The organism is Streptomyces sp. NPDC001156 (genome assembly GCF_053598275.1).
The window spans coordinates 50,352-64,012 of the sequence record NZ_JBSFJX010000005.1 but is presented as its reverse complement, the minus strand read 5'-3'; the positions used below and the strand labels follow the sequence as shown (position 1 = coordinate 64,012).

10 protein-coding genes and 1 pseudogene are annotated in these 13,661 nt (G+C 70.6%); 8 read left to right on the top strand and 3 right to left on the bottom strand.

All coding sequences use genetic code 11. The annotated features are described in order from the left end of the window. Positions 1-128: 128 nt before the first annotated feature. Together ACWDA7_RS04345 and ACWDA7_RS04340 are read right to left on the bottom strand one after the other, a co-directional pair. Positions 129-1,985 (bottom strand): AAA family ATPase, encoded by a 1,857-nt coding sequence (locus ACWDA7_RS04345; protein ID WP_450602691.1) that lies wholly within the window; start codon positions 1,983-1,985, stop codon positions 129-131. A gap of 432 nt (positions 1,986-2,417) precedes the next feature. Then, positions 2,418-3,037, bottom strand: a pseudogene (locus ACWDA7_RS04340) (uridine kinase family protein). 285 nt (positions 3,038-3,322) lie between these two features. Between ACWDA7_RS04340 and ACWDA7_RS04335 the strand changes: the two are divergent. The 6 genes from ACWDA7_RS04335 to ACWDA7_RS04310 all read left to right on the top strand — a co-directional run bounded on the left by ACWDA7_RS04335 (position 3,323) and on the right by ACWDA7_RS04310 (position 10,031). Then, positions 3,323-4,279, top strand: coding sequence for a hypothetical protein (locus tag ACWDA7_RS04335; RefSeq protein ID WP_450602690.1), 957 nt, complete (start codon positions 3,323-3,325; stop codon positions 4,277-4,279). Positions 4,280-4,328: 49 nt separating this feature from the next. After that, entirely contained in the window at positions 4,329-5,870 is a 1,542-nt protein-coding gene (locus tag ACWDA7_RS04330) for an amino acid permease (protein ID WP_450602689.1), read from the top strand. 224 nt (positions 5,871-6,094) lie between these two features. Continuing rightward, complete coding sequence (locus tag ACWDA7_RS04325; RefSeq protein WP_450602688.1) at positions 6,095-7,456, top strand: peptidase C39 family protein; 1,362 nt, start codon at positions 6,095-6,097, stop codon at positions 7,454-7,456. Between the two features lie 147 nt (positions 7,457-7,603). Continuing rightward, entirely contained in the window at positions 7,604-7,750 is a 147-nt protein-coding gene (locus ACWDA7_RS04320) for an SCO1431 family membrane protein (RefSeq protein WP_450602687.1), read from the top strand. A 128-nt stretch (positions 7,751-7,878) separates the two neighbouring features. Next, entirely contained in the window at positions 7,879-8,541 is a 663-nt protein-coding gene (locus tag ACWDA7_RS04315; RefSeq protein WP_450602686.1) for a TetR/AcrR family transcriptional regulator, read from the top strand. A gap of 281 nt (positions 8,542-8,822) precedes the next feature. Beyond that, positions 8,823-10,031, top strand: a complete 1,209-nt coding sequence (locus ACWDA7_RS04310) for an acyl-CoA dehydrogenase family protein (protein WP_450602685.1) — start codon at positions 8,823-8,825, stop codon at positions 10,029-10,031. 449 nt (positions 10,032-10,480) lie between these two features. Here ACWDA7_RS04310 and ACWDA7_RS04305 read toward each other — a convergent pair whose 3' ends face one another. Next, complete coding sequence (locus ACWDA7_RS04305) at positions 10,481-10,909, bottom strand: hypothetical protein (protein WP_450602684.1); 429 nt, start codon at positions 10,907-10,909, stop codon at positions 10,481-10,483. 269 nt (positions 10,910-11,178) lie between these two features. On the opposite strand from ACWDA7_RS04305, the gene ACWDA7_RS04300 reads away from it, so the two are divergent. Together ACWDA7_RS04300 and ACWDA7_RS04295 are read left to right on the top strand one after the other, a co-directional pair. Continuing rightward, positions 11,179-11,619, top strand: coding sequence for an Lrp/AsnC family transcriptional regulator (locus ACWDA7_RS04300; RefSeq protein ID WP_359397817.1), 441 nt, complete (start codon positions 11,179-11,181; stop codon positions 11,617-11,619). A 47-nt stretch (positions 11,620-11,666) separates the two neighbouring features. Then, a complete protein-coding gene (locus tag ACWDA7_RS04295; RefSeq protein WP_450602683.1) occupies positions 11,667-13,292 on the top strand; it encodes an amidohydrolase in 1,626 nt (541 codons plus the stop codon). Positions 13,293-13,661: the final 369 nt, after the last annotated feature.

The following is a 13,661-nucleotide window of genomic DNA, read 5'->3' as shown; positions in this document are numbered from 1 at the left end:
GAAGGAAGCGGTACCGAGCTGATCGGCCGTGGTGCGTCCGCGCTCCGCCTGGGGCGCGGACGCACCACGCGACCCACGACAGCGAACCGCCGGCCGCCGGACGGTCGGCGGTTCGCGCTGTCAGGCACTCACGGCCCCGGAGGATCCTGCGGCCCCCGGCCGGAAAGTACCTCGCCGTACGCCTGCATCAGGTCCGGCAGCCGCAAAGTCGACAGATCGTCCCGGGTCGGTGTCGCGGGATAGCCCGTCAGCCGCAGGTCCCGATAGGCACAGCTCTTCTCGTACAGCGTCCGCAGGAACCGCCCGTTGCCGAGCTCGTCGATCCAGCCCTGGTCCACGACGTGACCGGCGATGGAGCGGAGCTCCTCCAGGGCCTCCTCGTCCCAGAGGTCGCCGTTGTCCGCCGCCAGCACCTCGCCGATCGAGGTCAGTTCCAGGGGGCGGTAGGAGGGGAAGTCGACGCGGGTCGTGAACCGTGAGGACAGACCCGGGTTGGCGGCCAGCAGACGGTCCATGCCCTCGGGATAGCCGGCCAGGATCACCACGAGGTGGTCGCGGTTGTCCTCGGCCCGCTTCAGCAGTACCTGCAGGGCCTCGTCGCCGTAGGCGTCGCCCTTGCCGTATCCCGAGTTGGACAGCGAGTAGGCCTCGTCCACGAACAGTACGCCGCCGATCGCCGAGTCGATCAGCTCGTTCGCCTTCACCGCGGTCTGGCCCAGATACTCGCCGACCAGGTCGGCGCGCTGTGCTTCCACCAGATGATCGCCGCCGAGCAGGCCGAGGGCGTAGAAGACCCGGCCCAGGATCCGCGCCACCGTCGTCTTGCCGGTGCCCGAGGGGCCGGAGAAGACGAAGTGCCGTTTCGGCGGCTGCACGGGTAAGCCCTGCCCGGCCCGTAGCCGGGCCATGTTCAACTGCGCGGACAACGCCTTGACCTGGCGTTTCACCGGCTCGAGGCCGACCATGCGCTCCAGCTCGGCGAGCGCTTCCTCCAGCATCGCCGGATCCGTCGGCCCGGTCGGCAGCGGCGGTCCCGGCACCGGGGACTTCTCCCGTACGAGGTCCCGCTGGGCGGGCATCGCGCCCGGCGGCGGTTCGGGATCGGAGAGCTTCACGTCCCGTCCCTCGGCGCCGAACAGCGGATCGAGCCCGTCCGGCCCGTCCAGCACGTCCCCGCCCCCGGTGAGCGCCATGGCGGCGAAGTCGGCCGCCTCGTCGTACCCGTCTCCCTCGGCGATCGCCGCGAGCCGTGCGGAGGTGTCCATGAACGCCGGGTCCACCCGGTGCACCGCCCGGTACAGCGGCAGTGCGGCCGCGGAACGGCCGGTTCCCTCGTGCGCGCGGGCCAGCCAGTACCGCAGTTCCTTGCGCTGGGGCTGTTCGCTGCGGCAGCGCATCAGGGCGGCGGCGAGCAGCGGCTCCGCCTGCCCGTACATCTCCAGACGCACCCGGGCCATCCCTCCGAAGAGGCCGGCCTCTATGCCGAGCATCGGGTCGTCGATCAGTGGATCCGTGTGCCGGACCAACTGCTCCCAGTCCTTGACCAGGTAGGCCCGGCAGGCGTGCAGGAAGCGGACCTGGGGGTCGGCGTCGACGGGCGGCAGTCCCGCGAGCGCCCGGTCGAGTTCGGGGACGTGGCGGCCGTCCAGCCAGTGCGAGGCGTGCGCGAGCAGCAGGTCGCGCGAGCTCTCCAGCACGGGTTGCACCCACCAGCCCAGCCAGTACCAGGAGTTGAGGGTGCGCCGGTGCCGCGCCCGCTGCTCCCCGAAACGGTCCCGGTGACGGAACATCCGCAGCAGTGCGGTCGTGGTGTCGACGCGCAGTGCGTGCAGCCCGAGCCAGCCGTCGGCCATTCCGGGATCGATCCGCACCGCGGCGCGGAACTCCTCCTCCGCCTGCGGATACGCGCCCATGGTGTAGGCGTCGACGCCTCGCAGCCAGGCGAGGTCGGCCGGAGCCTCGGGGCCTCGCGTGCCGAAGTCCATCACGTCCCCCACAAACCGTGCCCCCGTTGGTTCACCGGCGAGCCCGTGCCCGTCGGCCGCCTTGCGCGAACCGCCTTTGCACGGACCGGAGTTGCAACCGTGCGCAGAGCAGTGTCCGAAGGTCGCACCGAAAGGCATCGTACCTGCGGGACACCGGCGCACCGAAGGGTGCCGCACAGGCCGTTTGACGAGGTGGGAGCAGACAGGGCGCATCGCGCATGGTGACTGAGGGTGAGTGAATCACGCCTCATGGCGCCCGGAGAAGGTGTTCCGGGCAGAACGAAGCCCCCGATCACGGGGGAACAACCGGGGGCTTCGCGTCCTGATGGCGGCCACGAAAGCCGCTCATTGAGAACGTAAGACCTGTACGGCTCCCGGGTCAAGCCGACTTGGAGCAGTCAAAGAAGTTCCCCGGCAAGGGTCTTCGCCAGTTCAGCACACTGCGGATGATCCATCACGGAGGGTGAGACGCGGTCCGGACCAACGCTTCTCCCGGGCCCCGGGAGTACCTCGTACCCCTTGTCCCTCTGGTGCACCAGGAGATCGGCGAAGGGGCGTGAGGGGTCCCCGGTGAAGTGGCGGCGCTCCGCCTCGATCCAGCCGTTCCAGAACGCGTGCTGCTCCTCCCCGTCCCTGGACCGGCCGCGTGTCCAGGCCTGCTCGGCCGGCAGTTCCATCCAGAGCAGCCCCGCCAGATACGGCCGCACGGCCCGGCGGCCGGCACCGACGCCCTCGACCAGGATCACGGGGGCGGGCGCCAGCGCGCGGGCGGTCCCGAAAGCGCGAGCGCGCCAGTCGTAAGGGCGGTAGTGCGCCGTCTCGGCCCTGCCGAGCGGTTCGATCACTTCCCGCAGCAGTCGCTCGACCCAGGCGAACAACTCCTCGTGGGTGGCGATGTCGTCGAGGTGCAGCACGGGAGCGCCGTCGAGCGCGGTCGCCAACTGCCCGGCGAACGTGGACTTCCCGGAGCCCGCATGCCCGTCGACGCCGATGAGGCGGACGGGGCCGCAGGACGGCGGCAGTTGCCGCAGAAGGGACGCGAGGGCGTGAATGGCGATTCCCGGGGTCGAGGGGCTGGCATATTTCGCCGGAAGATTCTATCGGGCCCTGTCGGTCCCCCTCGAACGGGTGGCCGAGTCGACGGTGTGCGGCGGAGAAATTGGTGCCACATTGAACTGTTCATTCATCAATCTTTGGCTCCTTCTATTCGTGCTCACCCGGCCTTGGATGTGTTCCGGGTGAGTATTCGGGAAACGCCCGTTCCGGTTGTTGCCCTTGCTGAGTAGGGTGCCTGGAGCGCAACCGCCAGGCGTTCGTACGGGGATGGACGGGGGAGCATGGCCGCTGGGTTATTCGAAGGGCAGTATGTGTGGCATCCGGCGGCCGACGACCGCGACCTGGCGAGCGTATGTGTGGAAGTACGGGTCGGCCGCTATCTGAGCGCTCGGGAACTGCTCGCCGAGACGCGCGAGGACACCGGGCTGCGCGCCCACCGCTCCCTGGTCCTCGCCTCCGAAGCCGCCGACTCCGATCTGGCCGAACGCTGGCTGGCCGAGGAGCCCGGCCCGGAGGCCGCACTGATGTGGGCGCGGGTCGCCGTGCTACGGGCCCTGCGCGCCGCCGACGTGCAGGACGAGCGGGCTCGTGCGCTGGAGCGCATCGCGCTCAACGCGTGCGAACGCGCCACGACGGCGGCGCCGTACGACCCCACGCCCTGGGTGGCGCGGCTCGCGCTGACGCGCCTGCACGCCGTCCATGAGCCCGCCCCTCAGGGACTGCTCACCGCACCGGCCGGTCCCTGGCAGCTGTTCTCGCACGTGCTGCGGCTCGCCCCCTTCCACCGCGAGGGCCACCATCGGTTCCTCGCCTATTTCTTCGGCCGGAACGGCGGCTCGGTGAACGCCGCCTGGGACGTCGCCGCCTTCCTCGGCCAGCGCGCGCCTGCCACGTCCTCGCTGCGGCTGCTGCCTCTGGTCGCGCTCGTCGAGAGCTACAACCCCTCCCGGCTGCTGGCCGACCGGGTCTGGGCGCAGCCCCAGTGGCGCTCCGCCGCGCTCGCGATCTACCAGAACTGGCTGCCGCAGGTCGCCGGCTACCGCTTCACCCCGGTGCTCGACCTGGCGTATCTGGCGCACGCACTGGTCATGGCCGAGTGCTCCTTCGAGGCACGCGCCGTCCTCATGGCCATGGGGCCTTACGCCTCGCGCATGCCCTGGAGCGTCTTCGGCGACCCGGTGGAGCAGCTGTCTCGCGCCCGACGCAGCTGCGGACTGCCCGTGCCGGGCACCGCCTGACGCGTGCGTCCGCTGTCCCGCTCAACCCCCCACACAGAAAGGTCCGCTCGTGTCAGAACGGATATCCGCACCCCGTGCGCGACGACATGCGGGAAGGGATCCCGTCGCGATAGACGACGACGCCACACTCCACGCGATGGGGTACCCGAGGAAACTCACCCGGAGGTTTCAGGCCTTCGACAATTTCGCCATTTCCTTCACCATCATCAACATCCTCTCCGGGATCTTCTCGTCGTTCGGGTTCGGTATGAACGCGGGCGGTCCGCGCGTTCTGGTCTTCGGCTGGATCGGCGTCTCCGTCATGGTGCTTTTCATCGGCGCGGCGATGGCGGAGGTGGCGTCCGCCTATCCGACGAGCGGAGCCCTGTATTTCTCCGCCGGAAAGCTCGCCAAGCGGCATCAGGGGGCCTGGTCCTGGTACACGGGCTGGCTCAACTTCGTCGGTCAGGTGGGCGGTACCGCGGCCACCGGATACGCGGCAGCCACCTTCATCCAGGCTTTCATCGCCCTTGAGCGGCCCTCGTACGAGCCGACCGCGCACCAGACCGTGCTCATCACGGCGGTGATCATCGTGGTGCAGGGGCTGGCCAACACGTACACCGTGCGGCTGGTCGCCGTCCTCAACCGGATCTCGGTGTGGTGGCTGCTGATCGGGCTCGTGGCGATCGTGGGCGCGCTCGTGGCCGTCCCGGACGAGCACCGTCCCGCGTCCTTCGTCACACACTTCGCGAACAACACCGGCTTCACCAACGGGCTCTACGGCGGCATGCTCGGCCTGCTCGTCACCAGCTGGACCTTCACCGGTTTCGACGGCAGCTTCCACATGTCCGAGGAGACGGTACGGGCGACGGTCAACGCTCCCCGGGGCATCACCCGGGCCATCGCCTACTCGGCGATCGCCGGTCTGATCCTCATGCTGGCCCTGGTGTACAGCATCGGCGACTACGCCAAGGTGGCCGGTTCCTCGGCGCCGCCCGTGGAGATCCTCATCGACGGGCTCGGCACGGGTGCCGCGAAGGTGCTGCTGCTGGTCGTCATCGGCGCCATGCTCTTCTGCGGGCTCGCCAATCTGACCAGCAACACCCGGCAGATCTTCGCGTTCTCGCGAGACGGTGCGATGCCGGGCTCCCGCTGGTGGCACTCCGTCTCGCCGCGTACCCGCACACCCGTCAAGGCGGTCTGGCTCGCCGTCGCCTGCTCGCTGCTCCTGGTGCTGCCCGGCTGGTGGTCCCACACCGCCTTCACGGCGATCGTCAGCGTCAACGTGGTAGGCCTCTTCCTCGCCTACGCCGTGCCGATCTTCCTGCGACTCAGGCTCGGCGCCGAGTTCCGCCCCGGACCCTGGCACCTCGGACGGTGGAGCGCGCCCGTGGGCGTCGTCGCCGTCTTGTGGCTCCTGCTCAGCAGCGTGCTCTTCATGCTGCCCCAGGCCGCGCCGATCACCGTGGACTCCTTCAACTACGCACCGATCGCCCTCGCGGTGGTGCTGCTCGTGGCCACCGTGTGGTGGTTCGCCACCGCACGCCGCCGCTTCCGGGGACCGGTCAGCTACGGCCGCCCGGACGAGGTGGCGGCGATGGACCTCGTCTGAGGGCACAGCGGCCCCTGCACGGGAAGGGCACCGGCGCCCGGTCAGACCTGGCGCGCCGGTGCCCGTCGGGGATGGCGGCACCCCAGGTCATGCCAGTGGTCGAGACCAATATTGGTGGACGCGCCGACGGCCGAACAGCTGGCACGGTGCCCGCACGGCGGCCATAGTTGGCGCACACCGTGCATCTGAACCAGCGCTTCAGGACAACTGGGAGTCACCCACCGATGAGCAAAGCTTCAGAGCCGTCCCGCAGAACCCTCCTCGCCGCCGCGGTCGCCGCGGCCACGGCGACCGGAGCGGCCGCCGTCCCGGCGGCAGCGGCCGTCCCGGCCGGGGGGTCCAGCAAGGAATCCCCGCGTCCGGTGGACTACCGTGCCTGGACCTCGTACTCCGACTGGCGCACCGGGTCCGCGCAGGGTGTCCGGCCCGTCGCGGGCCTGCGCCCCTCAGTGGTGATCGCCACCCCCGCAGGCCGCTTCGACTACACCGATCCGCACACCGGCAAGACCGCCACCTGGGAGTACGCCGTCTGGACCTCCCCGGTGCACCGGCTGTCCGTCCCGTCCACCGAGGCCATCGCCTCCTGGAACGCCCAGACCCCGGCCGGCACCTGGCTCCAGGTCGAACTGCAGGGCGGCTACTCCGACGGCACGCAGACCCCCTGGTACGTGATGGGCCGCTGGGCGGCCGGAGACGAGGACATCAAGCGGACCTCCGTCGACGATCAAAAGGACGGCAAGAGCAGCATCTCGACCGACACCTTCGCCATCGCAGACGCGGCATCGGGCCTGCGGCTGGTCTCGTACCAGCTGCGCCTGACCCTCTACCGCACCCCGGGCACCAAGCTCACCCCGGTCGTGTGGCGGCTCGGCGCCATGGGCTCCGACATCCCCGACCGCTTCACCGTCCCCGCCTCCACGCCCGCGCTGGCCAAGGAGCTGATCGTCCCGCGGTACTCGCAGGAGATCCACAAGGGCCAGTACCCGCAGTACGACAACGGCGGCGAGGCCTGGTGCAGCCCGACCTCCTCCCAGATGATCATCGAGTACTGGGGGCGGAAACCCACCGCCGAGCAGCTTTCCTGGGTCGATCCGTCCTATGCCGACCCGCAGGTCTGCCTTGCCGCCCGCTCCACCTACGACCACCAGTACCAGGGCTGCGGCAACTGGCCGTTCAACGCCGCCTACGCGGCGACGTACAAGGACCTGCGCGGGGTCGTCACCCGGCTGTCCTCGCTCACCGATCTGGAGACGCTGATCGCCGCGGGCATCCCGGCCATAACGTCACAGTCGTTCCTCAAGGAGGAACTGACGGGAGCCGGGTACGGCACCTCGGGCCATCTGATGACCGTGATCGGTTTCACCGCCGACGGCGATGTGATCGCCAATGATCCGGCCTCGCCCGGCGACGAGGCAGTGCGCCGGGTCTACAAGAGGCGCGAGTGGGAGAACATCTGGCTCAGGACCAAGCGGTACAACGCCTCGGGCAAGGTCGTCTCCGGCACCGGCGGCGTCTGCTACCTGTACTTCCCGGCCCGTCCCACCGCGGGGCAGCGCAAGGCGCTCGCGGCCGTCGGCGTCCGCTGACGCACGAGGCCCCGGTCACTCGGTGCGGCCCGGGGGACCGGTGGCCGCCGTGTGAGCAAGCTCTCCGCCGCAGCGGCGGATTCCGGTGGCAAGGTGGACACATCGGAGGGGGGATTCCACCGTGCAGCCCTAGACCAGCGAGATGCCATGACCGCCAACTCAGCCAGCGCCGCCCGCGTCCGCACCCGTACGGGCGGTCCCAAGGACGACGGACCGAAGATCCTCGAGCATGTCGCGGGCTGGGCGCTCGTGCTGGTCCTCGCGATGTTCGTCACGCAGCTCGGTCTGCTGTGAGCTGAGTGGCCGGATCGCGCCCTGCTTTCCGAACAGTGTCCGACCGGTCGATCAGAGTCGAACATGATGCCGGTGTGGTTCTGCAATACTGCGGATACCCCGCCGGAAGTCGGAGACCTGGGTAGAAATTGAATATCAGTCAACAGGGAGGTGCGATATCCGCGCAGCCGCGCGGTACCGATCGCTCGCTGGCGCGCCGCGCCGAACTCATCGCCATCGGGCGGAAGTTGTTCGCCGACACCTCCTACGACGCGTTGTCGATGGATGACATCGCGCGCCATGCCCATGTGGCGAAAGGACTGATCTACTACTACTTCAAATCCAAGCGAGGCTATTACCTGGCCATCGTCGAGGATTCGGTGGCCGACCTCGCCACCTCCGCAGCCGGCGGTCTGGAACTGCCGCCGGTGGAGCGGGTGCATCGCACGATCGACCGCTATCTGAGGTACGCCGAGCACAATCAGGCCGCCTACCGGACGATCGTCAGCGGCGGCGTGGGTTTCGACACCCAGGTGCACGCCATCCGGGACGGGGTGCGCGAGGTGATCGTCGCCACCATCGCCGAGGGGGCCTACGGCCGGCGCGACATCCCCCCGCTGGTGCGTATGGGTCTGCTCGGATGGGTGTGCAGCGTGGAGGGCGCGACCCTCGACTGGATCGCCCGGCCGCAGCTGACCCGCGAGACCCTGCGCGACCTACTGGTGAAGACGCTCGGCGGCACGCTGCGCGCCATCGAGGAGCTCGAGCCCGCCTACGCTGCGCCGGCGCCGGCCCGCCGGGACGACACCTGAGGGGCGGCGGAAGCGACGGGCCCGAAATCTCTAAGGGGACTAGACCACTTGGGTGATTGGTTCGGACCAATTTCGGGCTCCGGATCTTTCTTCGAGTAAGCGGTCGTTAACTGGTGACTCGGTGCCTCCGATCGGGCATACTCCAAGCGCCACAACTGCTGGTCAGCCGCCTCCGAGACCCGGAGCGACGAGCATCGGCAAGGCCCAGTGAGACCCGGCGGCGCCACTCCCACCCACGGCAGGCGTCCGTCGATGCGCCCGACAGGGAGGAGAGCGTCGCCATGCCCGACCGCGCCCCGCAGCCGGTGGACCGGCAACTGCCCACGGACGAGTCCCGGGATCTGATCTCGCTCGTCCGTGACATCGCGCAGCACGAGATCGCCCCGAAGGCGGCCGAGGAAGAGGACGCGGGGCGTTTCCCGCGCGAGGTCTTCCGACTGCTCTCCGAATCAGGACTCCTCGGCCTCCCCTACGACTCCGACTACGGCGGCGGTGACCAGCCGTACGAGGTGTACCTCCAGGTCCTCGAGGAGCTTGCCGCGGCCCGCCTCACCGTCGGCCTGGGCGTCAGCGTCCACACCCTGTCCTGCCATGCCCTCGCGCACTACGGCACCAAGGAGCAGCAGGTCGAGCATCTGCCCGCGATGCTCGGCGGCGGCCTGCTGGGTGCCTACTGCCTCTCCGAGGCATCGTCCGGTTCCGACGCCGCAGCCCTGCGCACCAGGGCCGTCCGGGAGGACGGGGACACCTCCGGCGGAAGCGGAGCCGGCCGCGGGGGGGTCTGGTCGATCACCGGCACCAAGTCGTGGATCACCCACGGCGGGATCGCCGACTTCTACACCGTGATGGCGCGCACCGGCCAGGAGGGGCCGCGCGGGATCACCGCGTTCCTGGTGCCCGGTGACGCCGAAGGGCTGAGCGGGGCGGCGCCCGAGAAGAAGATGGGCATGAAGGGCTCGCCCACCGCGCAGGTCCACTTCGACGGGGTGCGCGTGTCCGACGACCGGCGCATCGGCGAGGAGGGCCAGGGTTTCGCGATCGCCCTGTCCGCGCTCGACTCCGGGCGGCTCGGCATCGCGGCCTGCGCCATCGGCCTCGCCCAGGCGGCCCTGGACGAGGCCCTCGCGTACGCCACCGGGCGGCGGCAGTTCGGCCGGCCGATCTCGGACTTCGAGGGCCTGCGCTTCATGCTCGCCGACATGGCGACGCAGATCGAGGCCGGCCGGGCGCTCTATCTGTCGGCGGCGCGGCTGCGCGACGCCGGCCGGCCGTTCGCCAAGCAGGCGGCCATGGCCAAGCTGCACTGCACCGACACCGCGATGAAGGTCACCACGGACGCCGTCCAGGTGCTCGGCGGGTACGGCTACACGGCGGACTTCCCGGCAGAGCGCTACATGCGCGAGGCCAAGGCCCTGCAGATCGTCGAGGGGACGAATCAGATCCAGCGGATGGTCATCGCCCGTCACCTCGCGGGTCCCGAGTCCCGCTGAGCTGCTCCGGGCCCGCAGTGAGCCGCCCCAGGCCTGCCGGAGGCGCCACCAGTCGCACCCACTCCGGGTCGTGGCGCCCCGGCAGCGTACGCCCGCCGTCGGCCCAGGTCCGCATCAGATCGCGGTAGATGGGGGGATCCTGGGGCTGCGCCGGCGCGAGCGTTCGTGTGGGTGTCGGCACGAACACCCGTCGCCGACGCGCGGGCGCCGAATACGTGGCAGTCATGCAGGGGGAACGCCGGTGCCCCTGCGCAGGTCACCGGCCCCGCTAATCGAGAGTGAGTTCCCCTCGGGCCCGTACGGGGGCATGGCGCGCGTTCAAAGGGCACAGCGACGGTATCGGCACGGCGGCCGGCCGGGGCGTGCCCGTTCTGCACCATGGGGGTCTGCGCTCCACGGTGCGGGGCAGTCATCGGGACCAGGTGCGACGCCAGGGGGTGCCGCGTGGGTCAGGCGGCCTGGTGCCGCATCACCGGCATGCGCATCGGGCGCGAACCCGCGCCGCCGACGTGCGAGAAGGGCTGCATCCGCCAGTCGAGCCCCTGAGGGAGCGTCAGCAGCAGGGCCGTGTCCTGCTCCTGCGGTACCGCGGACTCGTCCGCGGGCCGGGCTTCGGACGCCGCGCGCCCGGTGCCGCGGCAGACCGTGAGCCCGAACGGGTTCCACGGCGAGGCGCACAGCGCGTGCTCGGGCAGGAACTCCTCGTCCGCCAGGAGTGCGATGGGCTGCGCGCAGTCTGGGCAGATCACCCGGTACATCTCGAAGGTGTCGTACGCGTCGAGCTCGCCGTCGCCCGCTTCGACGCCCTCCGGCTCGGGCTCGACGACCGGCTGCTGCCGCTTGGACGCAGGACGACCAGAGCGCTTCAGACTGTGCATGGATTCTCCCCCTCGGGCTGGGCCGGCCAGGAGCTGTGGCCTCGACCACAGCAAGCACTTCCCGTCCGGTCCGGGCGGTAATCACGAAGACATCACGAAGCCTGTTCGGACACTGTGGCGTTGGTCACATGCCGTTCGAAGGTGCCGGATGCGACGAGCCCGGCCCCCGCCGGGGGCTCGGACGACGCTCCCTGCACCATCACAAACCGGGCATGACCTGCACCGCTCGGGTATCCGCGGGGAACGGGCGCACTGTAGGTTCTACCGGCATGGAGGAGCTGGACCGACAGATTGTGCAGCTGCTCGTCAAGGACGGGCGGATGAGTTACACCGATTTGGGCAAGGCCACGGGCCTGTCCACATCGGCCGTGCATCAGCGGGTGCGCCGGCTTGAGCAGCGCGGTGTCATTCGCGGGTACGCGGCGGTCGTCGACCCGGAGGCCATCGGGCTGCCGATGACCGCCTTCATCTCGGTGAAACCGTTCGACCCCAGCGCCCCCGACGACATCGCCGAGCGCCTCGCCGGCGTCCCGGAGATCGAGGCCTGCCACAGCGTCGCGGGCGAGGAGAACTACATCCTCAAGGTCCGCGTGGCCACACCCCACGAGCTGGAGGAACTGCTGGCGCGGCTGCGGTCCCTCGCGGGGGTGTCCACGCGCACGACGGTGGTGCTGTCCACCCCGTACGAGTCGCGGCCGCCCCGCATCTGACCGACCTGCGTGCCGGGCGGCAGAAGCGAGGCGCGAGACTGTTCCCCATGAACGAGCGCACCGCCCCGCCGCAGACCGTCCTGTTGCGCCGAGGGGAAGTCCACAGCCCCGCGGATCCCTTCGCCACCGCCATGGTCGTCGAGCGCGGTCAGATCGCCTGGGTGGGCTCCGAGGGCGCCGCGGACGCCTTCGCGGGCGGCGTGGACGAGGTCGTCGACCTGGACGGGGCACTCGTCACCCCGGCGTTCACCGACGCACATGTGCACACCACCGCCACGGGCCTCGCGCTCACCGGGCTCGACCTCTCCGGTGCGCCCTCGCTGACCGCCGCCCTAGAGCTCGTCCGTGACTTCGCCGCCGCCCGCCCACACGACCGCGTCCTGCTGGGCCACGGCTGGGACTCGGCCCGCTGGCCCGAACTCCGGGCGCCCCGGCGGGCTGAACTCGACGCGGCCACCGGTGGCCGTCCCCTCTATCTCAGCCGGATCGACGTCCACTCCGCCGTGGTGACCACGGCCCTGCTGGACCTGGTGCCGGGCGTGCGCGACAGGGCCGGGTTCACGGACGGGGAACCCCTCGTACGGGACGCCCACCACGCCGTACGCGCCGCCGCCTTTGCGGGGGTGACCGAGGCTCAGCGCACCGAGGCCCAGCGTGCCGCCCTCGCGCACGCCGCCTCCCTCGGCATCGGTTCGGTCCATGAGTGCGCCGGCCCGGAGATCTCCTCGGAGGACGACTTCACCGGATTGCTGCGCCTCGCCGCGGAGCAGGCCGGGCCCCGGCTGGTCGGCTACTGGGCGCAGCACGGCGAGGAGGGTGTCGCCAGGGCGCGGGAGCTGGGCGCGATCGGCGCGGCCGGGGACCTGTTCGTCGACGGCTCCATCGGCTCGCACACCGCCTGCCTGTGCGCGCCGTACGCCGACGCCCCCCACACCGGCACCGCCTATCTGGACGCCGCCGCCGTCGCGGCGCACGTCCTCGCGTGCACCGAGGCAGGGCTGCAGGCGGGCTTCCACGCCATCGGCGACGCCGCCGTCGGCGCCGTGGTCGACGGAATGCGCGCCGCCGCCGAGAAGATCGGCCTCGCTGCCGTCCGGGCCGCCCGCCACCGGGTCGAGCACGCCGAGATGCTCACGTCCGAGACCATCGCGGCCTTCGCCGAACTGGGGCTGACCGCCTCCGTCCAGCCCGCCTTCGACGCGCTGTGGGGCGGCGACGAGGGCATGTACGCCCAGCGCCTCGGCGTCGAACGGGCCCGTACCCTCAACCCGTTCGCGGCCCTGCTGCGCACCGGCGTCCCGCTCGCCTTCGGCTCCGACAGCCCCGTCACCCCGCTGGATCCGTGGGGCACGGTCCGTGCGGCGGCCTTTCATCGCACCCCGGAGCACCGGGTCTCCGTGCGCGCCGCGTTCACCGCTCATACGCGGGGCGGCTGGCGGGCGATCGGACGGGACGACGCGGGTGTTCTGGTACCGGGCGCACCCGCGGACTACGCGGTCTGGCGCACCGACGAGCTGGTCGTACAGGCGCCCGACGACCGAGTGGCCCGCTGGTCGACGGACCCCCGCTCCGGCACCCCTGGCCTGCCCGATCTGACCCCCGGCTCCGACCTGCCGGTCTGCCTGCGCACCGTGGTGGGCGGCCGGACGGTGTTCGTGCGTCCGGGCGAGTGATCTCCCGGGTGGCGTTGAGGCCGCCACCTTGCTGCGCGACCTGCGTATCCTCCGCCCTCACCAGGGCATCGGTGGAGAAACCGCTGGTCGAACGGCTGTTGACAGTGAGGCGCAGGGGGCCGGTAGGTTCGGCCGGGTCCACCGACGCCCCGACCGGAGAACCTCCGCGCAGTCGCCGGGGCGCCGCTGGGTCAGGGGTGATGTGCCGCACCGGCGCACCACCGCTGGGAGCCAGGCTCAGCGCCCGCACCACGGCGAGGGCAACGTTCCGGTCGGTCGGCTGGGTGTGACCCGGGTGGGGCCCGGACGTCCAGTAGACAACGGCTTTCGGTCGACCCGCAGCCAGCGGGCCCCAGGTCGGCCCGAAGG

Excerpts from the sequence above, each read along its gene's own strand:
- ACWDA7_RS04335 (WP_450602690.1), top strand. The coding sequence starts at position 3,323 with ATGGCCGCTGGGTTATTCGAAGGGCAGTATGTGTGGCATCCGGCGGCC.
- ACWDA7_RS04300 (WP_359397817.1), top strand. The coding sequence starts at position 11,179 with ATGGAGGAGCTGGACCGACAGATTGTGCAGCTGCTCGTCAAGGACGGG.
- ACWDA7_RS04325 (WP_450602688.1), top strand. The coding sequence starts at position 6,095 with ATGAGCAAAGCTTCAGAGCCGTCCCGCAGAACCCTCCTCGCCGCCGCG.
- ACWDA7_RS04295 (WP_450602683.1), top strand. The coding sequence starts at position 11,667 with ATGAACGAGCGCACCGCCCCGCCGCAGACCGTCCTGTTGCGCCGAGGG.
- ACWDA7_RS04310 (WP_450602685.1), top strand. The coding sequence starts at position 8,823 with ATGCCCGACCGCGCCCCGCAGCCGGTGGACCGGCAACTGCCCACGGAC.
- ACWDA7_RS04320 (WP_450602687.1), top strand. The coding sequence starts at position 7,604 with ATGACCGCCAACTCAGCCAGCGCCGCCCGCGTCCGCACCCGTACGGGC.
- ACWDA7_RS04305 (WP_450602684.1), bottom strand. The coding sequence starts at position 10,909 with ATGCACAGTCTGAAGCGCTCTGGTCGTCCTGCGTCCAAGCGGCAGCAG.
- ACWDA7_RS04345 (WP_450602691.1), bottom strand. The coding sequence starts at position 1,985 with ATGGACTTCGGCACGCGAGGCCCCGAGGCTCCGGCCGACCTCGCCTGG.